Below are 25,493 nucleotides of genomic sequence, written 5' to 3'. Positions count from 1 at the left end.
CGGCATTAAATGTCAGAGGCCGTCTGAAAATAATGAATACCATACAGAAGAAATTTTATGTCTAAACAAAAAGCTCCTTTTTTTAAACGACTGGGCAGACTTTGCCGTTTGGCGGCTTGGTTGTTCCGAACCGGCCGGAATTTGCGTGCCATCGATGGTAATAATGCAGAGGAACGCAATCATGCTGTGGTTGTTTTGGGAAAAGGCGCATTGGATGCTTTGGATATTGAATTGGAAATCGGCGTACCGCCTCAAGGAAATGTGAGCGGTACATTGGTGGTGGCCAACCATGTGTCTTGGTTGGATATTTTTGCCATGAGCGCCGTTTATCCGAGCAGTTTTATTGCCAAACAGGAAATCAGCGGTTGGCCGGTTTTGGGGAAAATGGGTAAAAATGCCGGCACGGTGTTTATCAACCGCAATCCCCGCCGAGATATCGAGCCGATTAACCAGGCGATTTGCGCGGCATTGAAAGCAGGACAGAATGTCAGCTTCTTCCCTGAGGCGCGCACTTCTTCCGGCTTGGGTATTTTGCCGTTTAAAGCAGCCCTGTTTCAATCGGCAATTGATGCGAAAGCACCGATTCAGGCAGTAACTTTGCGCTATTATGATGGCGAAGGACAACGGACGGACTTGCCGTCTTATGCGGAAGTAAACCTGTTTCAGTCTTTGTGGCGTATTGTTTCTATGAAGAAAATCCGTATCCGTTTGGATTTCTCGCCTCAGTACAAACCGACAGATATGCCGGATAAAGACCGCTATGCTTTGAAAGATATTGCGGAAAAATCCATCGGCGAGATTGTGGCTTCGGATTCTCCCGTTCAACCTTTACCTAAAAAATAATTTCGGTCAGGTACTTGTTTTCTTTCAGATAGCCTTTATTTAGTGATTTAGCTGTTTTCGGTTGGATTAAATTGATAGTTTAATATAATTAATATTATTTGAACTATAAATTATACAAATCGATAGGCCTGCATTACAATACAAGCATTGATTCATTTCTCTAACCCGAATTTTTAAAGGAGCTTAAAAATGGCTTTGCAAGATCGTACCGGTCAAAAAGTACCTTCCGTAGTATTCCGCACTCGTGTCGGCGACACTTGGAAAGATGTTTCTACTGATGATTTGTTCAAAGGCAAAAAAGTAGTCGTGTTCTCTCTGCCTGGCGCATTTACTCCGACTTGCTCTTCTTCCCACCTGCCACGCTACAACGAATTGTTCGGCGCGTTCAAAGAAAACGGTGTTGACGCTATCTACTGCGTATCTGTAAACGACACTTTCGTTATGAATGCTTGGGCTGCTGAAGAAGAAGCCGACAACATCTACATGATCCCTGATGGCAACGGTGAATTCACTGAAGGCATGGGCATGTTGGTTGGCAAAGAAGACTTGGGCTTTGGCAAACGCTCTTGGCGTTACTCCATGCTGGTTAACGACGGCGTGGTTGAAAAAATGTTTATCGAACCTGAAGAACCAGGCGATCCTTTCAAAGTGTCTGACGCTGACACTATGTTGAAATACATTGCTCCTGACTGGAAAGCTCAAGAGTCTGTTGCCATCTTCACCAAACCTGGCTGCCAATTCTGCGCTAAAGCTAAAAAAGCGCTGCAAGACAAAGGCTTGTCTTACGAAGAAATCGTATTGGGCAAAGATGCAACTGTTACTTCCGTTCGTGCTATTACCGGCAAGATGACTGCTCCTCAAGTATTCATCGGCGGCAAATACATCGGCGGCAGCGAAGACTTGGAAGCTTACTTGGCTAAAAACTAATTGCCTGTATGCTTGAGACGGTTTGAAAAGGCCGTCTGAAAGATAAAATATAGAGTTATTCAGACGGCGTTTACAATTCGGCGTTCTGAATAACTCTATATTCGCAAGTAGAATTTGAGATTATTGTTTTAAATCGATATTTAGTTATTGACTATTAATTTTAATTTTTCGATAGTTAATAATAATTTTGCCGTCTAAAACTGAATAAGCTGATGGCAATATCGGTTTAGATAGAGACAGTAAGGATAAAATATGAAAAAGATTCAAGCAGATGTGGTAGTACTGGGCGGCGGTACAGCCGGTATGGGCGCATTTCGCAATGCTCGCCTTCATACAGACAATGTTTACCTGATTGAAAACAATGTATTCGGAACAACTTGTGCGCGTGTCGGCTGTATGCCGTCCAAATTGCTGATTGCGGCTGCGGAAGCGCGCCATCATGCTCTGCATACCGATCCGTTTGGCGTACATTTGGATAAAGACAGCGTAACGGTAAACGGTGAAGAAGTCATGCACCGCGTGAAGTCCGAACGCGACCGTTTTGTCGGTTTTGTAGTCAGCGATGTAGAAGAGTGGCCTGCCGACAAGCGTATTATGGGTACGGCAAAATTTGTTGACGAACACACCGTCCAAATCGATGACCACACTCAAATCACTGCAAAAAGTTTTGTGATTGCCACCGGTTCGCGTCCTGTGATTTTCCCTCAGTGGGAAGCTTTGGGCGATCGCTTGGTTGTAAACGATGATGTTTTCTCTTGGGATACTTTGCCTAAAAGCGTGGCCGTGTTCGGCCCCGGCGTTATCGGCTTAGAGTTGGGTCAGGCTTTGCACCGTTTGGGCGTGAAAGTTGAGATTTTCGGCGTGGGCGGAGCCATCGGCGGCATTTCCGACCCTGTTGTCGCTGAAGAAGCCAAAGCTGTTTTTGGCGAAGAGTTGGCTTTACATCTGGATGCTAAAACCGAAGTCAAACTGGATGCGGAAGGCAATGTTGAAGTTCATTGGGAACAAGACGGCGAAAAAGGTGTGTTCGTTGCCGAATATATGCTGGCAGCCGTAGGCCGCCGTCCGAACGTGGACAATATCGGTTTGGAAAATCTGACTATCGAAAAAGATGCGCGTGGTGTGCCTATTGCCGATCCGCTGACCATGCAAACCAGCATTCCGCATATCTTTATCGCAGGCGATGCGTCCAATCAATTGCCTCTGCTGCATGAAGCTGCCGACCAAGGCAAAATTGCCGGCGACAATGCGGGCCGCTATCCGAATATCGGCGGTGGTTTGCGCCGCAGTGTAATTGGCGTGGTGTTCACCAATCCGCAAATTGCCTCTGTCGGCTTGAAATACGCGCAAGTTGCGGCGAAATATCAACCTGACGAGTTTGTAATCGGCGAAGTTTCCTTCCGAAACCAAGGCCGCAGCCGTGTTATGTTGGTAAACAAAGGCCATATGCGTTTGTATGCTGAGAAAGCGACCGGCCGTTTCATTGGTGCGGAAGTTGTCGGCCCTGCTGCCGAACATTTGGCACACTTGATGGCTTGGGCGCATCAAATGAAGATGACGATTCCGCAAATGCTGGATATGCCGTTCTACCATCCGGTTATCGAGGAAGGTCTGCGCACTGCATTGCGTGATGCCGATGCAAAATTGAAACAGGCTTGATTATTTGATGGGATAAAGGCCGTCTGAAACTCGTAGTGAGGTTTCAGACGGCCTTTTTTTATGCTTTGAAGCTGTTAAATCAATTCTAAATCCGGACCGGCATTTTGCGCACGACGGCTTCGTAATTGAATGTCTAAGCGCAAGTCATGAGCGGAGTCGGCATTTTTAATGGCATCTTGATAGCTGATATCGCCGTTTTCATACAAGTCATACAAGGCTTGGTCAAAAGTGATCATGCCCATGCCGGTTGATTTTTTCATCATTTCTTTGATGTTGTGGACTTCGCCTTTTTGAATCAAGTCGGCAATAATCGGCGAATTGAGCAAAACTTCGACCGCCGCCACACGACCCCGGCCGCTTTCACGGGGAATCAGACGTTGTGAAATAAAGGCTTGCAGGTTGAGCGACAAGTCGGTCAGCAACTGGGTACGGCGCTCTTCGGGGAAGAAGTTGATGATGCGGTCGAGCGCTTGGTTGGTACTGTTGGCGTGCAGTGTCGCCATACACAAATGGCCGGTTTCCGCGAAGGAAATGGCGTAGTCCATGGTCTCGCGGTCGCGGATTTCACCAATCAGAATAACATCTGGCGCTTGGCGTAGAGTATTTTTCAATGCAATCGGCCAATTTTCGGTATCTACACCGATTTCGCGTTGGGTAATGATGCAGTTTTTGTGTTGGTGGATAAACTCAATCGGGTCTTCGATGGTAATAATGTGGTCGAAGCTGTTTTCGTTTCGATAGTCGATAAGGGAGGCGAGGGAAGTGGACTTGCCCGAACCTGTACCGCCGACAAAAATAACCAAACCGCGTTTTCTGAGGGCGATGTCTTTCAGAATAGGAGGCAGATTGAGCGTTTCAAATTTAGGGATATTACTGGTAATGGAACGGAATACCAAAGCAGTTGCACCGCGTTGAACCATTGCATTGACACGGAAGCGGCTGGTATCGGGCAGGCTGATGGCGAAGTTGCATTCGTTGGTGGAAGAAAATTCTTCGATCTGTTTGGAAGACATAATCGAAAAAGCGATTTCCATACATTTTTCAGCACTCAGCGGCTCATCGCTCAGTCGCGTAATTTTACCGTCCACTTTCATGGCCGGCGGGAAATTGGTGGTAATGAAAAGGTCGGAGCCTTTGTATTTGTTCATATGGCGTAGCCAAGCGAACAATTCTTCTTTTGCGCCCGGAGTATTTTCGTTAAACATAAGAATTTAGGTATTTAAAATAGAGTTATTTTATCTATAGTAATTATAACAGAGGCAATCATTATTTGCTGATTGCTAGCTAGAGCATCAATCTGTTTTAAATTGGGTGTCGTTCTGGGAATATAGCAGATTTTTCAGTATCCCTGTGATTTTAAATTCTGCTGTTATAATGTTGCCCGATTAGTGAATGGAAAGGTAACGAGATGTCAGTACAAACAATTGCCGTGGTCGGCGCAATGGAACAGGAAATCGAGCTTTTGCGTGAAAGCATGACCAATGTCAAGCATGTGTCCTTCGGTAAATTCTCGGCGTATGAAGGTGAATTGGCCGGAAAACGTATGGTATTGGTTTTGAGCGGTATCGGTAAAGTCAATGCGGCGGTTTCGACTTCTTGGGTCATTCATCAGTTTGCACCGGATTGCGTCATCAATACCGGCAGTGCAGGCGGTTTGGGTAAAGGTCTGAAGGTTGGCGATGTGGTTATCGGCGAAACTGTGGCGCATCATGATGTTGACGTAACGGCTTTTGGTTATGTTTGGGGACAAGTACCGCAACTTCCTGCTGTGTTTGTATCGGATTCAAACCTGATTCGTCAAGCAGAAAAGGCAGCGCAAGTGTTTGAAGGTGCGGCCGTAACGCAAGGCCTGATTGTCAGTGGCGACCGTTTTGTACACAGCAGCGAAGGTGTTGCGGAAATTCGCAGTCATTTTCCTGACGTAAAAGCAGTTGAAATGGAAGCTGCGGCGATTGCGCAAACCTGTCACCAGTTGGAAGTGCCGTTTGTGATTATTCGTGCCGTATCCGATTCGGCAGATGAGAAAGCGGACATTAGCTTTGAAGAGTTTTTGAAAACGGCTGCCGTCAGCTCGGCGAAGATGGTGACCGAGATTGTCAAATCGCTATAAAATCATGCAAAAGCGTTGAATTTCCGTTAGAATACGGAACGATTCAACCTTATTCTAAGGCCGTCTGAAAACCGAATCCCTGTTTTTTCAGACGGCCTTTCAGCCTTTAATTGCATTTATCTTAATAACAATATGAAAAACATACGGAATTTCTCCATTATTGCCCACATCGACCACGGCAAATCTACGCTTGCTGACCGTTTTATCCAATACTGTGGCGGTTTGGATTTGCGCGAAATGAGTACGCAGGTGCTCGATTCCATGGACATCGAAAAAGAGCGCGGCATTACCATTAAAGCGCAAACCGCCGCGCTCAACTATAAAGCACGCGATGGGCAGGTGTATCAGCTCAACCTGATTGATACTCCGGGACACGTCGACTTCTCTTACGAAGTATCCCGTTCGCTGTCGGCTTGCGAAGGTGCGCTTTTGGTGGTCGATGCGTCTCAAGGTGTAGAAGCGCAAACCGTGGCGAACTGCTATACCGCGATTGATTTGGGCGTGGAAGTTGTGCCTGTTTTGAACAAAATCGACTTACCTGCAGCAGAACCCGATCGCGTGGAGCAGGAAATTGAAGACATCATCGGCATTGATGCCGTTGGTGCGGTGCAATGTTCTGCAAAAAGCGGCATTGGTGTGGAAGATGTTTTGGAAGAGATCGTTGCCAAAATCCCTGCGCCGACTGGTGATGAAAATGCGCCGTTGCAAGCGGTTATTGTCGATTCGTGGTTTGACAACTATGTCGGCGTAGTCATGCTGATTCGTGTGAAAAACGGTACCATCAAGCTGAAAGACAAAGTGCGCTTTATGAGTACTAAGGCGGAAACACAGGTTGAGCAGCTGGGCGTATTCACACCAAAATCAGTTCAAAAACAAGAACTCAAAGCCGGTGAAGTAGGCTTTTTAATTACCGGCGTGAAAGAATTGGGTCAGGCGAAAGTCGGCGATACGGTTACGTTGGTTGCCAACCCCGCTTCTGAGCCGCTGCCCGGCTTCCAAGAAGTACAAAGCCAAGTATTCGCAGGCCTTTATCCGGTGGAAAGCCATGACTACGAAGCCTTGCGTGACGCTTTGGAAAAATTGCAGCTGAACGATGCTTCGTTGAAATTTGAGCCTGAGGTTTCCCAAGCATTGGGCTTCGGCTTCCGTTGCGGCTTCTTGGGTCTGTTGCATTTGGAAATCGTGCAGGAACGTTTGGAGCGCGAGTTCGACATGGACTTGATTACCACTGCGCCAACGGTGGTTTATGAAGTCGTGTTGAAAAACGGCGAGAAAATCGAAGTTGAAAACCCGTCCAAACTGCCTGAAATCAGCACCATCGAAACTATTCTTGAGCCGATTATCACTGCGACCATTCTTGTGCCGCAGGAGTATGTCGGCAACGTCATGACTTTGTGTAACCAAAAGCGTGGTGTTCAGGTCAATATGCAATACATGGGCCGTCAAGTCATGCTGACTTATGATTTGCCGATGAACGAAGTCGTAATGGATTTCTTTGACAAGCTTAAATCGACTTCGCGCGGTTATGCTTCGTTGGACTACCATTTCAAAGAGTTCCAACCGTCTGATTTGATTAAGCTCGACATTATGGTCAACGGCGAAAAAGTCGATGCCTTGAGCCTGATTGTGCACCGTCAAAGCGCCGTTCACCGCGGTCGAGAGCTGGCATCAAAAATGCGCGAACTGATTCCGCGCCAAATGTTCGACATCGCCGTCCAAGCCGCCATCGGCAGCCAGATTATCGCCCGCGAAAACGTCAAAGCCCTGCGTAAAAACGTTTTGGCGAAATGTTACGGCGGCGATATTACGCGTAAGAAAAAACTTCTTGAAAAACAAAAAGCAGGTAAGCGCCGCATGAAACAAGTGGGCAATGTGGAAATCCCGCAAAGCGCATTCTTGGCGATTCTGCAAGTGAGTGATAAATAATGAGTATAAATCTGACTTTAGGCGCAATCGTTGTACTGCTGGCCGGCTTGGTCCTCAACTTCAAAAGCAGCAAAGAGCGTCAGGAAAACGGCGAATGGAGCTCCGGCTTGCAATGGAGTTATCTCTTGTGCATGGTCGGCGTATTCGGAATTTTGTCCGAATTTATGAGCTTTACCGCCGTATTGCTGGTGTTTGTCGTGTTCACCGGTATTGTTTGGGCAATCCATAAAGGCCGTCTGAAAAAAAGCGAAACCGGCGAAGACAATGCACATTTTACCGACTACATGGGCGGCTTTTTTCCTATCATCTTGGTTATCTTTGTATTGCGTAGCTTTATTGCTGAGCCGTTCCAAATTCCGTCCAGTTCCATGCGTCCGGGCTTGGTCAAAGGCGATTTTATCTTGGTAAACAAATTTTCTTACGGTATCCGCCTGCCGATTTTGAATAAGGTCATTATCCCTGTCGGCAATATTGCCCGAGGCGATGTCGTGGTGTTCAATTACCCACTTCAGCCTGAGATGAATTACATCAAACGTATCGTCGGTATTCCGGGTGATGTTGTGGAATATCGTGATAAGGTTTTGACTGTTAACGGTGAAATTATTCCCGAAAAACCAAACGGCAATTATCAATACGCAGATGATACCGATCCGTCTATGATTCATACGCTTGAGCGTTTTCAGACGGCCTTGAACGGCAAAAACTTTGATGTGGTCAAAGAAGCCGGTCAGCCTTCCGTATCCATTGCCGTATTGAACAAATACACCTCCGAAGTAATGCCTGAAAGCAATTACTCGCTTGAAACGAGCGGTTTGGAAAATTGTGAGTACGCAGAAGACGGCAATGGCTTTATTTGTAAAGTTCCCGAAGGCCGTTATTTCGCGATGGGCGACAACCGCGACAACAGCGCCGATTCTCGTTACTGGGGATTTGTCGATGACAAGTTGATTGTCGGTAAAGCCTTCTTTGTTTGGATGAACTTTGGCGAACTCAGCCGTATCGGTACCAGTATTAAATAAGCAATAACAGATGAAAAGGCCGTCTGAAATTTTTCAGACGGCCTTTTTGGTATCTATTTTTTGTCTTTTAACGAACCTAAATAAATCGCCAATAAAGTCAAAGTAGCGCCGCTCCATTGGACGGCGTTAATCGGTTTATCTAGCCAGAAATAATCGATCAACATGGCGGCAACTGGTTCGGAGAGCAGTAGTAGGCCGGTCAGTGACAAGGATAAAAGCGGGATGGCGTAAGCAATCAATGCCCAAGCAAAGCATTGCATAACGATGCCGTAGATGGAGACTAGAATCACATCGTTTAAAGTTTTGGGGTAAAGATGGGCGGCATCGAATAGCAGAGATGGGATGACCAGCGCCATTGCGCCGCCAAAGCTTAAAATCATCATCAGTGGAAACAAACCGACTTTTTCCTGTTCATGGGTTTTGCGTACGAAAACCATAGACAGGGCCAGCATAGCACCGGACACTACGCCGCTGACAAATCCCCATGCGGCATTGTTGTTATGACCGAATTCTGGGCTGCCGATTAAGGCTACGCCTATGGTAGCCAATATCAAACTTAAAATTTGCAGGGCGCTTAGACGTTCCGAATAAAAGAAGAAGCCGATGGCGGCTAAAAAGAAAATCTGCAGGCTGTTGAGCAAGGTGGAAATGCCGGGGCCTACGGCGTGAATGCTTTCATGCCACAGAGCGAGGTCGAATGCGAGGAAAACGCCGGATAAGACTGCGTAGCCAACTGTTTTTCTTTTCGTGGGCATTTTTTGTCTGAAAAAACGCCCGAGCAGGAAGAATATAGGGGCGGCGATCAGCAAGCGCCAGAATGCGATGGCGTAAGAGCCGACATCGACAAATTTGACGATCAAACTGCCCAAGCCGAAGACGACGCAGCCGACGACTAGCAGGGGCGCTGCATAATTTCCTGAACGTGTGTTCATCGGCTTCTCCAAGAATTAAATGAAGACGATTATTCCATAAAAGACAGATGAGGCGTTAATGATAAATAGTGGTAAGCCAAGATAAAGGGTTTATGATGAAAGGCCGTCTGAAAACTGTTTCAGACGGCCTTTTGATGATTTTCTGGCTTGATTTCGTATTGTTGTAGTATAAAATCGTTTTACGCCGTGTTTTCAGACGGCCTGATCAGTTTTGGTTTTGAGAAAAGGATTATTGGAAATGGCAAACCCTATTCGTGCGTTTTTGGATTATGTGCCGTCGGTTGATGAGTCTTGTTTTGTAGATGAGACTTCGGTAGTGATTGGCGAAGTGTCGCTGGCGGAAGATGTATCGATTTGGCCTTATGCTGTATTGCGCGGCGATGTGAACAGTATCTCTATCGGTAAGCGCAGCAATGTGCAGGATGGCAGCGTTTTGCATGTGTCGCATAAGAATGCGGCGAAGCCTGACGGTTCGCCCCTGATTATCGGCGATGATGTGACGATTGGGCATAAGGTCATGCTGCATGGCTGCCGAATTGGAAATCGTGTTTTGGTGGGCATGGGTTCAATTATTTTGGACGATACGGTTGTCGAAGATGATGTGATGATAGGCGCGGGCAGTTTGGTGCCGCCGCGCAAGCGATTGGAAAGCGGTTTTTTATACGTCGGCTCGCCTGTGAGACAAGTGCGTCCGCTGACGGATGAGGAAAAGGCATTTTTGACGTATTCGGCTGCGCATTATGTCCGCCTGTTCGGACAGCATAAAATTTCAAAATAAGGAAGTTCAATACAATGAACGCAATTTATCTGGCCTCGGGCAGTCCGCGCCGTCGTGAGATTTTGGAGAATTTAGGTTTCACGGTACGCCGCCTTCCTGCGGATATTGATGAAACCCCCAAAGAAGGCGAAGCCGCAGTAGAGTATGTGCGCCGTATGGCCTGCGAGAAAAATCAGGTAGCGGTAGCGCAATGGTTTACTGCTCATGATCAAGAGCCTGAGTTTGCTGTATTAACGGCGGATACGACGGTGGCGGATGGTGCGGCTATTTTGGGTAAACCGGAATCCGAGGCGGATGCGGTCGATATGCTGGAACGCTTGTCCGGACGGACGCATCAAGTGCTGACGGCTGTATGCGTTTACTGGCGAGGCGTGCGCCATGATGTGGTGCAGACGAGCGAAGTGCGCTTTAAAACGTTGACGGCTGAGGAGATTGCAGCCTATGTTGCCAGCGGCGAGCCGATGGACAAAGCCGGTGCGTATGGGATTCAGGGCTTGGGCGGCGTATTTGTCGAGCATTTGCAGGGCAGTTTTACCGGCGTGATGGGTTTGCCGGTTTATGAGACCGCGCAACTACTGAAATCTTTGGGTTTGGAAGCGCCGCCGTTTGCTTAAAATTAGGCAAATGCCGTCTGAAAGCGTGCCGACAAAAACGCCTGTTTCAGTTACAATACTGCCTTAAACAGCTTGCTTGAAGAAAGATATGAAAGAACATAAGGCCCGGAAACGCTTCGGGCAGAATTTTTTGCAGGATACGCGGATTATTAGCGATATTGTCAATGCGGTCAGACCGCAGCCCGATGATATCGTGATTGAAATCGGCCCGGGCTTGGCAGCCATTACCGAGCCTTTGGCGAAAAAACTCAACCGCCTGCATGTTTGCGAAATCGACCGCGACATCGTACGCCGTCTGAAAACCTTGCCGTTTGCAGACAAATTGGTGATACACGAAGGCGATGTATTACAGTTTGATTTTAACAGCATTGAAGGCAAGAAAAAAATTGTCGGCAACCTGCCGTACAATATTTCCACGCCGCTTTTGTTCCGATTGAGCGAAGTGGCAGACGATGTGATCGATATGCACTTTATGCTGCAAAAAGAAGTGGTCGAACGCATGGTGGCGCAGCCGAAAACCAACGACTATGGCCGTCTGGGCGTAATGCTGCAATATTTCTTCGATATGGAAATGTTGATTGAAGTACCGCCTGAATCCTTTGATCCTGCGCCGAAAGTAGATTCGGCCGTCGTGCGCATGATTCCGGTGAAACACCGCATTGGTAAAGCGGAAGATTTTGAACATTTTGCCAAACTGGTGAAACTGGCTTTCCATCAACGCCGCAAAACCATACGCAATAATTTGAAGGAACTTGCCGGCGATGATGATTTGCAGGCAGTCGGCATCAATCCGCAGGACAGGGCAGAACACATTGCCGCTGAAAAATATGTGGCATTGAGCAATTATCTGGTTCAAAAGGCCGTCTGAAACAGTGATGGCAATTTTTAAGCAACCTCCTATTCAATGGGGGTTTCTAGGTAATTCATATTTGTGGCGCAAGTTGGCGCAGTATTTTTCCGGTAAGGATATGCCGCCTGAGCGGCACCGTTTTGAAGCGGCAATTATCGGCGCAGTTTGGGTATTGACCGGGCATCGTCTCGATAGGGAAGAGCAATTTAAAGTCAATCGGTACAATCAAGGTGGAACCTCCGACGGCATAGTCAGCTGCCGTTTTTGGCTTGAAACGGCCATTCCTTTGCTTTGGCAGCGGCAAGCGAAACTTAAGCCCCGAAAATTTTGGCAGTTTGGAAAGAAATAATGATTAAATTCAAAAATGTACACAAACATTTTAAAGATTTGCACGTTATCAACGGCGTGAATCTGGAAGTCAAACAAGGCGAAGTGGTCGTTGTATGCGGTCCTTCGGGCAGTGGCAAATCGACGCTGATTCGTACGGTAAACCAACTCGAGCGCATTGAAAGCGGCGAGATTTGGGTGGACGGCATCAATGTTGCCGATCCGAAAACCGATTTGAACAAAGTGCGCGAAGAAGTGGGCTTTGTGTTCCAAGGGTTCAATCTGTATCCGCATTTGACTGTCTTGGAAAATATTATTCTTTCTCCGATGAAAGTGAAAAACCAAAGCCGTGAAGAGGCGGAAAAGAAAGCGATGGAGCTTTTGGAACGTGTCGGCTTGGCGCATAAAAAAGACGCGCTGCCCGGCCAGCTTTCCGGCGGTCAGCAACAGCGTGTGGCGATTGCACGCGGTTTGGCGATGGAGCCGCGCGTGATGTTGTTTGACGAGCCGACTTCCGCACTTGATCCTGAAATGGTCGGCGAAGTATTGAAAGTGATGAAAGACTTGGCGGAAAGCGGCATGACCATGATGTGTGTGACCCATGAGATGGGTTTTGCGCGCGAAGTCGCCGACCGTGTGATTTTTGTCGATAAAGGCCAGATTCTGGAAGATGAAACGCCGGAAGAATTTTTTACCAATCCGAAACACGAGCGTGCCAAACAATTCCTGCAACAGGTGATGACACATTAAACTCGGGCCGTCTGAAATTTCAGACGGCATGATCGGTTTGAATGATTTTGAAAGTTGAAAATAATGTATTTTGTTGACCGTACTGCTGTTGTGCTGAAGCCGACCGCCCGTTTTTTGGAATGGCTGAAATCCGCCGATGAAAATATGCCCGACCTGACCGTCGAGCAACTGCGCACCAACTGCTCAGTATTCCTTGTGCCGCAATTTGACGAACCCGAATCCGTCATTTCCTATTTTGACGAACGCTACCAGCAGATTTTTGAAGCCGAATTGGCAGGCTGGGACATTGATAAAAGCAAATGGCCGCAAGACATGAGCTTGAAGGCTTTTTGGGAATTTTTCGATACCGAAATCCACGATATGGTTTTGGATATGGAAGAGGCGGAATTGAACATTACGCCTGTTTTCGACAATATGATGTAAAGCCGTGAGAAGTTTTCAGACGGCCTTAAAGCCCTCGCGTTCTTTGAAAATTCTGATTGTTTCCTTACACCTTTCGGCGTTGGCCTTATGCCTTGTCGAGTTTTACGGCTGGATGATGTGGCTGGGTTTGGCGGCATTGGCCGGCAGTTTTGCCTATGCTTGGCGCAGCGTTAATTTTCAGACTCAAAATGCGGTCAGAAAAATCATCATCGACCGCCAATACCGTGCGACGGTTTATTTGAATAACGAGGCAGAGGGAAGAAGTGCGGTTTTGCAAGACAGCAGTATGTTGACGGTTTATGCTTTGTTTTTGCAATGGAATGTTGACGGGAAAATAGTCAAACACTGCATCTTGCCCGATATGGCCGACCGCGATGCCTACCGCCGTCTGAAAGTGTGGGCGCGCTGGTGCCGTGAAAAAGAAGACAAAGCAGAACTTGCGGCAGATATAGATTAAACGGCCGTTTCAGACGGCCTTTTGAAGCGATAAATACAATGAAAACATTACAAGACTGGCTTTCTCATTTGGAGACTGCCCATAGTTCCGGCCTTATCGATATGGGTTTGGAACGCGTGGGAGAAGTGAAAAAACGCATGAATTTGGTGCCGCAATGTCCTGTCGTCGTGGTGGCGGGTACAAATGGCAAAGGCTCTGTATGCGCCTATTTGTCGCATATTTATAAAGAAGCCGGTTTTAAAGTCGGTACGCTGACCAGTCCGCACCTTCTGCTTTACAACGAACGAATCGCCATCAATACTCAGCCGGTTTCAGATGAATTGATTATTTCCTCATTTGAGCGTATCGAAGCGGCACGCGGCGAAATTTCGCTGACGTATTTTGAGTTTAATGCTTTGGCTGCCGTCGATATTTTCATGCGTGAAAATGTGGACGTAATGATTTTGGAAGTCGGTTTGGGCGGACGATTGGATGCTGTGAATGTATTTGACGGCGACTGCTCGGTCGTTACCAGCGTGGATTTGGACCATCAGGCATTTTTGGGCGATACCGTTGAGCAGGTCGGTTTTGAAAAAGCCGGAGTGTTCCGTGGTGGCAAACCAGCTGTGTGCGGTCAGAATCCTGCGCCTGAATCATTGGTCAAACACGCAGAAGAAATTGGCGCAAAACTGTTGATGGTTCAGCGAGATTTTGATTTTGCATCAATGGAAAGCGTACAGTGGAACTACCGCTTCCATCCGCAATCTTCAGACGGCCAAAGCCGTAACCGCAATTCCTTGCCGTTTCCTGCTTTGCGCGGTGCCTATCAGTTGTCCAATGCCGCGTGTGCATTGACGGTGTTGGAGTGTTTGAACGAACAATTGCCGGTTGATATCGGCGCGATTAAACGCGGTTTGCTGTTGGTTGAGAATCCTGGACGTTTCCAAGTTTTGCCCGGCCGTCCGCTGGTGGTTTTGGATGTCGGCCACAATCCGCACGCAGCCCGTGCTTTGCGCCGCAGTCTGATTAACCTTGCCTTTGCCCAAAAACGTACTGCTGTATTCAGTATGTTGTCCGACAAAGATATTGATGGCGTGCTGGAAATCGTTAAAGATCAGTTTGACGAGTGGAACATCGCGCCTTTAGATGTACCGCGCGGCATGACGATAGAGGCTTTGCAGGCCAAACTGGCTGAACACGGCATCGACAATGTAAATGTTTTTGAAACTGTCGCTGCTGCCTACCGCGCTGCTTTGGCTAAAGCAACCGAAAATGATAGAATCGTTGTTTTCGGCTCATTCCATACTGTTGCCGATGTAATGGCTGTTTTGAAAGAACACTAACGAGGAAATTATCATGTCCGACAATAAACAAAAAGAAACTCCAAACGGATACGATTTAGACGGTTACGAACAACTCAAACGTCGCAACCGCCGTCGCTTGGTCTTAGCCTCCGGCTTGGTGGTGGCATCGGGTATGCTGTTCGGTCTGGCACTGACTTCCGGCGACGATAAAAATTCACCGTTTAAAGAAGCACCTGTCGGTCAGAGCCAAGTCAAAACGGCTGATGAGCCGAGCAAGGCCGTTGTTTTAGAGCCGAGTAAAGAGGATGTTGCGATGGCTGAAGAAGCAGCCCGCCATGCGGATGCCGAAGCGCAAAGCAAACCTCAAAATGCCGGCGACGAAGAAGACAATGCGCCGGTTGAAGTATTGAAGCCAAACCGTGAGTCTGCTCCCGAAGATGTCGGCGAGCCGTTGGTTTTGATTAATGATACTTTGGATGACGGCAATATTAAAGGTTTGGAAGAGTCTGAGCGTATTCAACGAGCTGAGGCCGCCAAACGCGAAGCTGCGGAGCGCCGAGCCGAAGAACGCCGCCAACGCCAGGCAGAACAACGTGCTGCGGCACGCAAGGCACAAGCCCAACAGGAAGCGGATGAAAAAGAAAACGCATTGGCTGCTAAAAAACGTGCACTTCAAGCGCGTGCTGAAAAAGCAGAGCGTGAAGCTGCTGCTGAACGCAATAAATTAGCACAATTGGAAAAAGCAGAGAAAGCCATTGCCGAGCGTAAATCTGCCAAAAACAGCAAAGACAGCGTAAAAGACAAGGCCGAACCTACTAAGAAAGCAGAAGCCAAAGTTGAAAAACCAAAAAATGAGAAGGCTAAACCAGAAACGGCCAAAGCAGAAAAAGCCGATAAGGTAAAAACTGCCGAGAAGCCGTCTGAAAAAGCCAAACCTAAAGCTGAAAAAGAAAAAGCAGAAGCCAAGCCTGCTAAAAAAGCCGCTATTCAGGCTGGTTATGCTGAAAAAGAACGCGCGCAGAGCCTGCAACGTAAAATGAAAGCCGCAGGTATCGATTCGACCATTACTGAAGTGATGACCGATAAAGGTAAGGTGTATCGCGTGAAATCAGCCAGTTATAAAAATGCACGCGATGCAGAGCGCGATTTGAACAAATTGCGTGTACATGGCATTGCCGGTCAGGTGACCAGTGAGTAATTTGCCTGTTGCCGATTTATTGGCGGCCGCCGTCATCGTCATCTGCATCATTATTTCGTTGACACGGGGTATTATTGCCGAAGCAGGAGCGATGGTGGCCTGGGTGGTATCGTTTATTGCAGCCAGAACGCTCGCCGTGCCGTTTGCCGATGTGGTCTTTAAATCGGTTGAGCCGCATTCCTTGGCGGTTGCCATGGGTTTTGCCGCTGTGTTTTTTCTGGCATGGCTGTTGCAGAAACTGGCACGATCGCTGTTGAGCAGTTTGATGTCTGCCGTTGGTTTAGGAAGCATCAACCGTTTGCTTGGCGGCGTATTCGGTGCTGTGAAAGGTGTGATTTTGGTGACACTGGCAGTGATGGTTTTTTCACACACTGATTTGCCGAAAACGGAAGAGTGGCAAAGTTCGCACACAATTCCGTATTTTGAATCACTTGCAGATGCTGCGATGCCTTATCTGCCTGGAAAAGATGCCGCAATGCCGCATCTTTCGGGTAAAGCAGCTGAAGTTGAAGAATTGGATGATTGAGTTTGACGGATTCAGACGGTCTATGGGCCGTCTGAATCCGTTTTTATTTGCGTAAATTTAGCATCATATTGTTAACAATTTGAGCAAACTCATCTAAATTATTTTATAATGACAGCTTACCCATTTAATCTTCAAACTCGGAGAAGCACGATATGTGTGGTGTATTAGGTTTGGTTAGTCATGAGCCGGTCAATCAGATGTTGTATGATGGTTTGCAGATGTTGCAACACCGTGGTCAGGACGCAGCAGGTATTGTTACTGCCGAAGGCAATATATTTCATATGCACAAGGGCAAAGGCATGGTGCGCGAAGTGTTCCGCACCCGCAATATGCGCGACTTGGTCGGTAATGCAGGCATTGCACATGTCCGCTATCCGACTGCAGGCAATGCGGGCAGCAGCGCAGAAGCCCAGCCGTTTTATGTCAGCTCCCCATTCGGCATTGTTTTGGCACACAATGGTAATCTGACCAATACCGAAGAGCTCTATGAAAACGTATGCAACAAACACCTGCGCCACGTTAATACCAGCTCCGATTCTGAAGTCCTACTCAATGTATTCGCGCACGAATTACGCCGCGAAGTCTCTAAAAATACAGCCCCTTATCAACTTACCATCGACAATATTTTCAACGCCGTTTCCGAAGTACACCGTTTGGTGCGTGGCGCATACGGTGTCGTAGCCATGATTGCCGGATATGGCATGCTGGCTTTCCGGGATCCTTTCGGTATCCGTCCGTTGGTTTTGGGTTCGCAAATTGACGAATCCGGCAAAAAATCTTATGCCATTGCCTCCGAATCCGTTGCCTTTAATGCACTTGCCTATGATTTGGAACGCGATATCCAGCCGGGAGAAGCCGTATTTATTGGTTTTGATGGCACGATTATTTCCCGTCAATGCAGCGATAAAGCCAAATTAAGCCCTTGTCTTTTTGAATATGTTTATTTTGCCCGCCCGGACTCCGTCATCGATGGCGTTTCCGTTTATCAGTCCCGTATGGATATGGGCGTATCTTTGGCAGAAAAAATCAAACGCGAGTTGCCTGTCGATGATATCGATGTCGTGATGCCGATTCCTGATACCAGCCGACCCAGCGCGATGGAACTTGCCGTCCATCTCGAAAAACCATATCGCGAAGGTCTGATTAAAAACCGCTATATCGGCCGCACTTTCATCATGCCCGGACAAGCAACGCGTAAAAAATCAGTACGCCAAAAACTCAGTCCGATGGAAACCGAGTTTAACGGCAAAAGCGTTTTGTTGGTGGATGATTCCATTGTGCGCGGTACGACCAGCCGTGAAATCGTTGAAATGGTACGCGCGGCAGGTGCACGCAAAGTCTACATTGCTTCCGCTGCTCCCGAAGTGCGTTATCCGAATGTGTACGGTATCGATATGCCGACCCGTGAAGAACTGATTGCAAACGGCCGCAGCGCGGCAGAAATCGCAGCCGAGATTGGCGCGGATGGCATCGTCTTCCAAAACTTAGAAGACTTGGAAGCAGTAGTCAAAGCACTCAATCCAAAAATCGAATCCTTTGATTCTTCATGCTTTAATGGTGTTTATCAAACCGGCGATATCGACGAAGCGTATCTAAACCGTCTCTCTACCGAAAAATCAGGTTGTGGCGGTTTGAAAATTCATCCAAGCAAAATGGAACACAGCATCAGTATCAGCGATAGTGATGATGATGAAGAATAAAGTAAATTGACTTACAATAAAGGCCGTCTGAAAATTAATGTTCAGACGGCCTTTAATTATGTTATAGACACATTATGAGTACCGAAACCAAAAATTACATCACACCTACCGGTTGGCAGGCATTGAAAGACGAACTTTATCATCTGGTCAACAAAGAACGCCCAGAAATCGTCCAAATCGTTAACTGGGCGGCAAGCAATGGCGACCGCAGCGAAAATGGCGACTATCTTTACGGCAAACGCCGTATGCGCGAAATCGACCGCCGTATCCGCTTCCTAACCAAACGCTTGGAAGCCGCCGTTGTCGTTGATCCAGAAGCGCGCGAAGCCACGGACCAGATTTTTTTCAGCGCCACCGTTGGTTTATTGCGCGGAGACGGTCGTGAACAAACCGTCAAAATCGTCGGCGTAGATGAAATCGATACTGCTAAAAACAAAATCTCATGGATTTCCCCTTTGGCGCGCAGCCTGATTAAAGCACGCGAAGGCGATGAAGTTGTCTTGAATACACCGGAAGGGCGTGAGGTTATAGAGATTCTGTCGGTGGAATATATTAAGATTGACTGATTATGCGTGAATAAAAACTATAAAGGCCGTCTGAAAAATATATTTTCAGACGGCCATCTACACTTTTAAGATTTTCCGGCTTTATCCCCGATTTTGCTTTCTTTGCCTTGAATCAGGTTTTGAATATTGCTTTTATGGCGGTACAACACCAATGCTGCAATGAATACGGTTGCCCATGCCCAAGAGGCGTGTGGCATCATGAAGAAGGCGAAGATTGGGGCACAGACGGTGGCGACCAGTGCAGCGAGGGAGGATACTTTGAAACCGAATGCCATGACCAGCCAAATTAAGGCACAGAGCAGGGCGGTTGCAGGGGAGAGGGCGAGCAAGACACCCAATGCGGTGGCTACGCCTTTGCCGCCTTTAAAATTGAAAAATATTGGCCACATATGACCGACCAATGCGGCAATGGCGACCAGGGCTATCGTTGCATCCGATAAATCTAAAGCATCTTGCAGACAGCGTGCCAAGATGACGGCAACCAAGCCTTTTACTGCATCGCCGAGCAAGGTCAGTGCGGCCGCTTTTTTCTTACCGCTGCGCAAGACGTTGGTGGCACCGGGGTTGCCGGAGCCGTAAGTGCGCGGATCGTCCATGCCGTAATATTTTGATACGATGACGGCAAAAGACAGGGAGCCGATAAGATAGGCGGCAATAATGGCGAGTACATTGAACATTTTGGGTGCTTTACTTAAAATGGGAACGGTTATTCTATCAAAAAAACGGACAGGCAAATGGATAAAATCTTTTTGTACGGCATGAAGGCCGATACTTTAATCGGCGTATATGATTGGGAACGCGAGCGTAAACAGACTTTGATTTTGGATTTGGAAATCAGTGTTCCCGAGCGTACCGGCACGAGCGACGATATCGGCGATACCATCCATTATGGCGAAGTATGCGAAGTCGTACGCCGCAGCCTTGCCGAACAGGATTTTTTACTGCTGGAAGCTTTGGCGGAATATATCGCCCAATTGATTTTAAATGATTTTGGTGCGGCCAAAGTGCGCGTCCGTATTGTGAAACCGGGTATCTTGCCCGATGTGGCGCAGGTCGGTATTGAAATTGAACGCGCTCGGGAATAAGGCTTATCTATGCCGTCTGAAAAAGGATTTCAGACGGCCTTTAATATTTTAATAATTTGGAAATGAGGTAAAAAATGGATTTGAAAGAAACTAAATTAAGCAGTGAGCCAATCTACGAAGGTTCTTTTGTTACCATCAGCCGCGATCGGGTGCGCCTGCCCAACGGCAACGAAAGCCAACGGGTTGTGATCCGCCATCCGGGTGCTGCGTGTGTATTGGCGGAAACGGAAGACGGCAAAGTTGTTTTGGTGCGCCAATGGCGTTATGCAGCCGATCAGGCGACGTTGGAATTGCCTGCGGGTAAATTGGATATTGCAGGCGAAGATCCTGCCGAATGCGCTTTGCGTGAGTTGGCGGAAGAAACGCCATATGTCGCCGACAGTGTCAAACTGTTGTACTCCTTTTATACCGCAGTCGGTTTTTGTGATGAAAAAATGTATCTTTACCAAGCGCAAGGCGTGCGTTTGGGCAGCGAGTTGAGCAACGATGAGGATGAAATTACAGAAACTGTCCTGATGAGCAAGGACGAGGTGCGTAATGCATTGGTAAACGATGAAATCAAAGATGGTAAGACTTTGATTGGTTTGCAGTATTGGTTGACTCAGAATTGAGATGTTAAGTAGAAAATCCTTGATGGATTTCTGAATACTTGAGCCTGATATTTGATAATAAGGTTTTCATACAAACAAGGCCGTCTGAAAAAGCTTTCAGACGGCCTTGTTTTATTTTGTAGCTGTATTTTAGCCTAATAAAGCCGGTGCAAACCGTGTGATCGTATCGCGTAAAACGATGAGTTTGCCGTGGAAGAAATGGGACGAGCCGGCAATGGTTACAACCGGCAGGCCTTGTGGTTCTGCCCATGTCAGGGCTTTGTTGATTTCAACGACTTCGTCTTCCGCGCCATGAATCATCAATGTTTTGGCGACGTTGGGAACGTCTGATGGTTCCGGGCGGTCGGTGTAGTGATGGACGGCGGCGCCCATCAGCAACAGCAAATCAGGCGTGCGTTCTTGGGCGGCAAAGGTGGAAACGTAGCCGCCGAATGAGAAGCCGGCCAGGGCGAATTGCGGTGCGTCTGGATGTTGCGCGCGGGCGTAGTCGATAACGGCAATACAGTCTTGCGTTTCGCCGCGGCCGTAATCGTGTTCGCCTTCGCTATTGCCTACGCCGCGCAAATTGGGCAGATAGCAATGGAAGCCGAGTTGGCTGAGGGCTTTGGCGGCGGTTTGGATGACTTTGTTGGTGTTGGTGCCGCCTTGCAGGGGATTGGGGTGGTTGATGACGGCAACGCCGCGGGCGGATTCTTGTGTGCTTGGCAGGTAGATGGTTTCCAGCAAACCGGCCGGGCCGGGGATTTGAATGATGTCGGGTTTGAGCATGAGTGTGTCCTTGTTTGTTTTTTCAGACGGCCTGAAACGGTTTACAGATAAAAATTCTTGCCGTTGTTTTGATTGTTGGCTTTCAAATCAGCAAGCATCCGTTTGAAGTCCAAGCCGTATTTTTCGCTCAATTTTTCGGCGCGTTTTTTCAGGTTGTCGAGATTTTGTTCTTTGGGGCTGCTTTGGAAGGCCATAACCGCTACGTTGCCGTGGCTTTCGGCCGGCAGCTCGAGTACGCGGCCGTCAAAGACGTTGAGCAGGCGTTCGACAAAACGTTGATAACGCTGGTCGCCGCTCCACCAGTTGGTCACAAATACGCCGTCGGGAGAGAGGGCGTTGCGGCAGTCTTGGAAGAAGGGTTCTTCCACCAAAGCATCGATAATCTGTTCGCCGTCAAAACCATCTACCAAAATTACATCGGTATTGTGGCGGAACACTTTAATATATTCCGCGCCATCTGCCTCTATAATTTCAAAATGTTCGCCTTCGTGCGGCAATTCAAACAGGCTGCGCGCCACGGCGATGACTTGCGGATTGATGTCAATGGCGGTTTGCTTGGTATCGGGCAGGTAGCTGTCTATCCAACGGGCAAACGAGCCGCCGCCCAAGCCGATTTGGGTGATGTGTTTGGGCGGGGTTTCTGCAAACAGCAGCCAACCCATCATGGCGCGGCTGTACGACAACACCAGCTCGGACGGATGATCGACATTCATAGAGCTTTGGATGGTGTCGCTGCCCAAGTGCAGGGAACGGATATCGCCTTCTTCGGAAATGCCGACTTCGGGCAGATGGGATTTGGCTGGGCGCAGGCGGCGGTAAGGATGGCGGGGTGGCATGGGTGCAGACGAAAGATATAAAAGGCGTTATTTTAACAGAAACCATGATGTTTTGCGCTGGGGCGGTTTTCAGACGGCCTTTGTGTGTGTCGGATGGAAAGATAAGGTGTGTATTTAATTTTCTTTAAAATCATTGGTTTTTATAATTTCGTGAGTAACTTTGTTTTAAAATGCTTGCCAAGATGGGAATTTATCGGCATAATGCCGACTTCCTTGCCGGTATAGCTCAGTTGGTAGAGCACCTGACTTGTAATCAGGGGGTCCCGAGTTCGACTCTTGGTGCCGGCACCAGTTAAAGACTGACGGTGCCGCAAGGCATTTCAGTAAGCCGGTATAGCTCAGTTGGTAGAGCACCTGACTTGTAATCAGGGGGTCCCGAGTTCGACTCTTGGTGCCGGCACCAATTAAAAGCCCGATTGTGAAAGCAGTCGGGCTTTTTGCTTATGCTTTGATATTTTAAAAGCAGACCTTATAATACCGCGTTTCCATTACAACAAAGGGCTGCCCGTCGGGCAGAACACACAACACCATGATTACCGTAAACACTTTGCAAAAAATGAAAGCAGAGGGCGAGAAAATCGCCATGCTGACCGCTTATGAATCCAGCTTTGCCGCGCTGATGGACAATGCCGGCGTAGATGTACTGCTGGTCGGCGATTCTTTGGGTATGGCGGTGCAAGGTCGTCAGTCCACTTTGCCGGTAAGCTTGCAGGATATGTGCTACCACACTGAATGCGTGGCTCGCGGCACTCAAAATGCCATGATTGTCAGCGACTTGCCGTTTGGTGCGTATCAGCAGAGCAAAGAGCAGGCATTTGCGGCGGCGGCCGAATTGATGGCGGCCGGCGCGCATATGGTCAAGCTCGAAGGCGGTGTCTGGATGGCGGAGACCACTGAATTTCTGCAAATGCGCGGTATCCCTGTTTGCGCCCACATCGGCCTGACCCCGCAATCCGTGTTTGCATTCGGCGGCTATAAAGTCCAAGGCCGCGGCGACAAGGCGGAAGCGTTGCTCAACGACGCCAAAGCGCATGATGCTGCAGGTGCGGCAATCGTATTGATGGAGTGCGTTCCTGCGGAATTGGCGAAAAAAGTGACCGAGACCGTTTCTTGCCCGACCATCGGTATTGGCGCAGGCGTGGATTGCGACGGTCAGGTTTTGGTGATGCATGATATGCTCGGCATTTTCCCCGGCAAAACCGCCAAATTCGTGAAGAACTTTATGCAGGGTAAAGACAGCGTTCAAGCTGCGGTCAAAGCCTATGTGGACGAAGTCAAAGCAAAAACGTTCCCATCTGTCGAACATACGTTTGCCGGATAAAATAAACTCCAGGCCGTCTGAAACTTATTTCAGACGGCCTTTTTAATGAATAAAAGCGTATAATCGGCGCGTGATTTCCGTTGATGAAACGGCGGAAAAGATAAAGGATTTTTCAAACCATGCAAATCATTCATACGATAAAAGAATTGCGCGAGTGGCGCAAAACTGCCGGAAAAGTGGCATTTGTGCCGACCATGGGCAATCTACACGAAGGCCATCTTGCACTGGTGCGCGAAGCGAAAAAACGTGCCGATAACGTTGTGGTCAGCATTTTTGTCAATCGCCTGCAATTCGGACAAGGCGAAGATTTCGACAAATATCCGCGCACTTTGCAACAAGATGCCGACAAATTGGCAGGCGAGGGCGTTGCCGTCGTGTTTGCGCCTGATGAAAAAGAGCTGTATCCGAATGTGGAACAGCGTTTCAATGTCGAGCCTCCGCATTTGCAAAACGAATTGTGCGGCAAATTCCGTCTGGGCCATTTCCGCGGCGTGGCGACCGTTGTGACTAAGTTGTTCAACATTGTTCAACCCGATACCGCCTGTTTCGGCAAAAAAGACTATCAGCAGCTGGTGATTATCAAAGGCTTTGTCGAAGACTTGAATTTCAATATCGAAATCGTCCCGGTCGACACCGGCCGCACTTCAGACGGCCTGGCACTTTCCAGCCGCAACCAATATTTGAGTGAAGCAGAACGCGCAGAAGCGCCCCGCCTCTATCAAGAGTTGCAAAACATTGCCGCCGCCTTGAAGAACGGCAATCTGGATTACGCCCAACTTGAAGCCGAATGTATCCGTCGTTTGACCGATGCCGGATGGGTGGTCGATTACGTTGAAATCCGCCATGCACACAGCTTGGCAGTGGCTCATGTCGGCGATAAAGAATTGGTGGTGCTTGCCGCTGCACGTTTGGGTACCACGCGCCTGATTGATAATTTGGAAGTGGCTTTGGCTTAAAACCAAGCTGCTGTTAAAGGCCGTCTGAAACCTGTTTTTCAGACGGCATGTTTCAAAGGGGTTAAATCATGAAACAAAAAGCTTTAATCTTGCTCCTTCTGCTGGCCGGGGCCGCTCATGCCAACGACAGTATGGGTACAGTCAGCACAAGCGGCATCAAATATCTGAAAAATCCGCATATCGATATGCAGAGCGAAGATTTGTACATCAGCGAAAAGCAAATCCGCGTGCATTACAAGTTTAAAAACACCTCCTCGCAAGACATTACTGAAACTGTTCTTTTTCCTTTGCCCATCGTTCCTGCGGCTACAGTTTCCGACTTTGCCGACACCAAGGGCTTGGTTGACAGCTTCCGCATTTACGCCGACGGCAAACCTGTCCGCCCGCAAGCCTACGTCCGTGCCTATTTTGAACGTAGTAACGGAACGTTGGTGGATGTAACCGCCGACTTGAAAAAATGCGGTTTGAGCGATCAGGAACTGATGCACCCATGGACGAAAAAGCAAGACGGTGAAAAAATCGGCAGCAAAATCGGAGCCTGCCGCTCCGCCAAAGTCCAATCCATGCTGCCCAAACAGACGGATGAACTGCCCGATTGGTCGTCGCAGATTATTTACAGCTGGAAGCAAACCTTTAAAGCCAACTCTGTAACCGAAATCAAACACCAATACACCCCGCTGGTCGGCGGCAGCTTCCTGCCTTCGCTTAAAGCCAAAGACAGCAAAGCATTCATAGATGAGTACTGCATGGATGAAAACTTCCTTAAAAACTTTAAAAATGTGAAAGGAGGTTCAAAGGTCTATCACCATTTGGGCTATGTCCTGACCACAGGTGCCAACTGGGCAAAACCTATCGGTAAATTCACTTTGACCATAGACCGCGAGCCCAATACTGTGTTGTCACTCTGCTGGGACAAATCCTTGCGCAAAGTAGGGCAGAACCGCTTCCAAGCAGTCAAAGAAAATTTCCTGCCGAAGAAAGACTTGGACATTATTTTCGTTTATGATTAATCTTATTTGGCATACATA

General features: G+C 48.1%; 28 protein-coding genes and 2 tRNA genes. 25 read left to right on the top strand and 5 right to left on the bottom strand.

All coding sequences use genetic code 11. The annotated features are described in order from the left end of the window. Positions 1–57 precede the first annotated feature (57 nt). From HMPREF2871_RS02800 to HMPREF2871_RS02790, 3 genes are all read left to right on the top strand, one after another. Positions 58–843 (top strand): 1-acylglycerol-3-phosphate O-acyltransferase, encoded by a 786-nt coding sequence (locus tag HMPREF2871_RS02800; protein WP_070647845.1) that lies wholly within the window; start codon positions 58–60, stop codon positions 841–843. A 189-nt stretch (positions 844–1,032) separates the two neighbouring features. Beyond that, complete coding sequence (locus HMPREF2871_RS02795; protein WP_003747251.1) at positions 1,033–1,770, top strand: redoxin family protein; 738 nt, start codon at positions 1,033–1,035, stop codon at positions 1,768–1,770. A 252-nt stretch (positions 1,771–2,022) separates the two neighbouring features. Next, positions 2,023–3,429: a dihydrolipoyl dehydrogenase gene (locus tag HMPREF2871_RS02790; protein ID WP_049343984.1), complete on the top strand. Its 1,407-nt coding sequence runs from the start codon at positions 2,023–2,025 to the stop codon at positions 3,427–3,429. Positions 3,430–3,503: 74 nt separating this feature from the next. Here the strand turns inward: HMPREF2871_RS02790 and HMPREF2871_RS02785 are convergent, their stop codons facing one another. Beyond that, the gene (locus HMPREF2871_RS02785) at positions 3,504–4,634 is read right to left on the bottom strand and encodes a PilT/PilU family type 4a pilus ATPase (RefSeq protein WP_049343983.1); all 1,131 of its coding nucleotides are present in this window, start codon (positions 4,632–4,634) and stop codon (positions 3,504–3,506) included. A gap of 203 nt (positions 4,635–4,837) precedes the next feature. Between HMPREF2871_RS02785 and HMPREF2871_RS02780 the strand changes: the two genes are divergently transcribed. The 3 genes from HMPREF2871_RS02780 to lepB all read left to right on the top strand — a co-directional run bounded on the left by HMPREF2871_RS02780 (position 4,838) and on the right by lepB (position 8,484). Further along, entirely contained in the window at positions 4,838–5,539 is a 702-nt protein-coding gene (locus HMPREF2871_RS02780) for a 5'-methylthioadenosine/adenosylhomocysteine nucleosidase (protein WP_070629661.1), read from the top strand. Between the two features lie 132 nt (positions 5,540–5,671). Continuing rightward, entirely contained in the window at positions 5,672–7,465 is a 1,794-nt protein-coding gene (gene lepA / locus HMPREF2871_RS02775) for a translation elongation factor 4 (RefSeq protein WP_049336500.1), read from the top strand. Continuing rightward, positions 7,465–8,484 carry a signal peptidase I gene (gene lepB / locus HMPREF2871_RS02770; protein WP_049336502.1) on the top strand — a complete coding sequence of 340 codons (1,020 nt, stop codon included), beginning with the start codon at positions 7,465–7,467 and terminating at the stop codon, positions 8,482–8,484. The genes lepA and lepB overlap by 1 nt, the downstream gene beginning before the upstream one ends. A gap of 53 nt (positions 8,485–8,537) precedes the next feature. On the opposite strand, the gene HMPREF2871_RS02765 is transcribed toward lepB, so the two are convergent. Then, a complete protein-coding gene (locus HMPREF2871_RS02765; protein WP_049336504.1) occupies positions 8,538–9,416 on the bottom strand; it encodes a DMT family transporter in 879 nt (292 codons plus the stop codon). A 238-nt stretch (positions 9,417–9,654) separates the two neighbouring features. Here HMPREF2871_RS02765 and HMPREF2871_RS02760 point away from each other — a divergent pair, with 238 nt between their 5' ends. The 12 genes from HMPREF2871_RS02760 to greB all read left to right on the top strand — a co-directional run bounded on the left by HMPREF2871_RS02760 (position 9,655) and on the right by greB (position 18,888). Further along, positions 9,655–10,194: a gamma carbonic anhydrase family protein gene (locus HMPREF2871_RS02760; RefSeq protein ID WP_049336505.1), complete on the top strand. Its 540-nt coding sequence runs from the start codon at positions 9,655–9,657 to the stop codon at positions 10,192–10,194. A gap of 14 nt (positions 10,195–10,208) precedes the next feature. Beyond that, on the top strand, positions 10,209–10,808 hold the full coding sequence (locus HMPREF2871_RS02755; RefSeq protein ID WP_049336507.1) for a Maf family protein: 600 nt from the start codon (positions 10,209–10,211) through the stop codon (positions 10,806–10,808). A gap of 88 nt (positions 10,809–10,896) precedes the next feature. Then, positions 10,897–11,676 (top strand): 16S rRNA (adenine(1518)-N(6)/adenine(1519)-N(6))-dimethyltransferase RsmA, encoded by a 780-nt coding sequence (gene rsmA / locus HMPREF2871_RS02750; RefSeq protein WP_004520146.1) that lies wholly within the window; start codon positions 10,897–10,899, stop codon positions 11,674–11,676. 7 nt (positions 11,677–11,683) lie between these two features. Then, positions 11,684–12,007 carry a hypothetical protein gene (locus HMPREF2871_RS02745; protein WP_004520147.1) on the top strand — a complete coding sequence of 108 codons (324 nt, stop codon included), beginning with the start codon at positions 11,684–11,686 and terminating at the stop codon, positions 12,005–12,007. After that, on the top strand, positions 12,007–12,735 hold the full coding sequence (locus HMPREF2871_RS02740; protein WP_003747231.1) for an amino acid ABC transporter ATP-binding protein: 729 nt from the start codon (positions 12,007–12,009) through the stop codon (positions 12,733–12,735). The genes HMPREF2871_RS02745 and HMPREF2871_RS02740 overlap by 1 nt, the downstream gene beginning before the upstream one ends. 63 nt (positions 12,736–12,798) lie before the next feature. Beyond that, positions 12,799–13,158: a hypothetical protein gene (locus tag HMPREF2871_RS02735; RefSeq protein WP_003747228.1), complete on the top strand. Its 360-nt coding sequence runs from the start codon at positions 12,799–12,801 to the stop codon at positions 13,156–13,158. A gap of 4 nt (positions 13,159–13,162) precedes the next feature. Next, positions 13,163–13,615 carry a protein YgfX gene (locus HMPREF2871_RS02730; protein ID WP_039862251.1) on the top strand — a complete coding sequence of 151 codons (453 nt, stop codon included), beginning with the start codon at positions 13,163–13,165 and terminating at the stop codon, positions 13,613–13,615. A 38-nt stretch (positions 13,616–13,653) separates the two neighbouring features. Next, a complete protein-coding gene (gene folC, locus HMPREF2871_RS02725) occupies positions 13,654–14,937 on the top strand; it encodes a bifunctional tetrahydrofolate synthase/dihydrofolate synthase (protein WP_049336511.1) in 1,284 nt (427 codons plus the stop codon). 13 nt (positions 14,938–14,950) lie between these two features. Beyond that, positions 14,951–16,096, top strand: coding sequence for a cell division protein FtsN (ftsN, locus tag HMPREF2871_RS02720; protein WP_049343978.1), 1,146 nt, complete (start codon positions 14,951–14,953; stop codon positions 16,094–16,096). Beyond that, positions 16,089–16,622 (top strand): CvpA family protein, encoded by a 534-nt coding sequence (locus tag HMPREF2871_RS02715; RefSeq protein ID WP_049336514.1) that lies wholly within the window; start codon positions 16,089–16,091, stop codon positions 16,620–16,622. Before ftsN ends, HMPREF2871_RS02715 begins: the two co-directional genes overlap by 8 nt. Positions 16,623–16,774: 152 nt before the next feature. Next, positions 16,775–18,322, top strand: coding sequence for an amidophosphoribosyltransferase (gene purF, locus HMPREF2871_RS02710; RefSeq protein ID WP_049336516.1), 1,548 nt, complete (start codon positions 16,775–16,777; stop codon positions 18,320–18,322). A 74-nt stretch (positions 18,323–18,396) separates the two neighbouring features. Next, complete coding sequence (gene greB, locus HMPREF2871_RS02705; protein WP_049336518.1) at positions 18,397–18,888, top strand: transcription elongation factor GreB; 492 nt, start codon at positions 18,397–18,399, stop codon at positions 18,886–18,888. Between the two features lie 65 nt (positions 18,889–18,953). Here greB and plsY read toward each other — a convergent pair whose 3' ends face one another. Next, entirely contained in the window at positions 18,954–19,565 is a 612-nt protein-coding gene (gene plsY / locus HMPREF2871_RS02700) for a glycerol-3-phosphate 1-O-acyltransferase PlsY (protein ID WP_004520155.1), read from the bottom strand. Between the two features lie 57 nt (positions 19,566–19,622). Here plsY and folB point away from each other — a divergent pair, with 57 nt between their 5' ends. Together folB and HMPREF2871_RS02690 are read left to right on the top strand one after the other, a co-directional pair. Continuing rightward, complete coding sequence (folB, locus tag HMPREF2871_RS02695; RefSeq protein ID WP_004520156.1) at positions 19,623–19,973, top strand: dihydroneopterin aldolase; 351 nt, start codon at positions 19,623–19,625, stop codon at positions 19,971–19,973. Positions 19,974–20,047: 74 nt separating this feature from the next. Beyond that, positions 20,048–20,584 (top strand): NUDIX hydrolase, encoded by a 537-nt coding sequence (locus tag HMPREF2871_RS02690; protein ID WP_004520157.1) that lies wholly within the window; start codon positions 20,048–20,050, stop codon positions 20,582–20,584. Between the two features lie 129 nt (positions 20,585–20,713). Here HMPREF2871_RS02690 and HMPREF2871_RS02685 read toward each other — a convergent pair whose 3' ends face one another. Continuing rightward, positions 20,714–21,352 carry an alpha/beta hydrolase gene (locus HMPREF2871_RS02685; protein WP_049336520.1) on the bottom strand — a complete coding sequence of 213 codons (639 nt, stop codon included), beginning with the start codon at positions 21,350–21,352 and terminating at the stop codon, positions 20,714–20,716. Between the two features lie 41 nt (positions 21,353–21,393). Further along, entirely contained in the window at positions 21,394–22,188 is a 795-nt protein-coding gene (locus HMPREF2871_RS02680) for a polyamine aminopropyltransferase (protein ID WP_049343975.1), read from the bottom strand. 215 nt (positions 22,189–22,403) lie between these two features. On the opposite strand from HMPREF2871_RS02680, the gene HMPREF2871_RS02675 reads away from it, so the two are divergent. From HMPREF2871_RS02675 to HMPREF2871_RS02655, 5 genes are all read left to right on the top strand, one after another. After that, positions 22,404–22,479, top strand: a tRNA-Thr gene (locus HMPREF2871_RS02675). A gap of 36 nt (positions 22,480–22,515) precedes the next feature. Next, positions 22,516–22,591 (top strand) — tRNA-Thr (locus HMPREF2871_RS02670). A 126-nt stretch (positions 22,592–22,717) separates the two neighbouring features. Then, on the top strand, positions 22,718–23,509 hold the full coding sequence (gene panB, locus HMPREF2871_RS02665; RefSeq protein WP_004521070.1) for a 3-methyl-2-oxobutanoate hydroxymethyltransferase: 792 nt from the start codon (positions 22,718–22,720) through the stop codon (positions 23,507–23,509). Positions 23,510–23,628: 119 nt separating this feature from the next. Next, on the top strand, positions 23,629–24,465 hold the full coding sequence (gene panC, locus HMPREF2871_RS02660) for a pantoate--beta-alanine ligase (protein ID WP_049336306.1): 837 nt from the start codon (positions 23,629–23,631) through the stop codon (positions 24,463–24,465). Between the two features lie 68 nt (positions 24,466–24,533). Continuing rightward, positions 24,534–25,475, top strand: coding sequence for a DUF4424 family protein (locus HMPREF2871_RS02655; protein WP_049336308.1), 942 nt, complete (start codon positions 24,534–24,536; stop codon positions 25,473–25,475). The last annotated feature ends 18 nt before the right edge of the window (positions 25,476–25,493 follow it).

Source organism: Neisseria sp. HMSC067G12 (assembly GCF_001812725.1).
Lineage (GTDB): Bacteria > Pseudomonadota > Gammaproteobacteria > Burkholderiales > Neisseriaceae > Neisseria > Neisseria perflava.
Note: the sequence above shows the minus strand (reverse complement) of the source record. Positions and strands in the feature narration are given on the sequence as shown.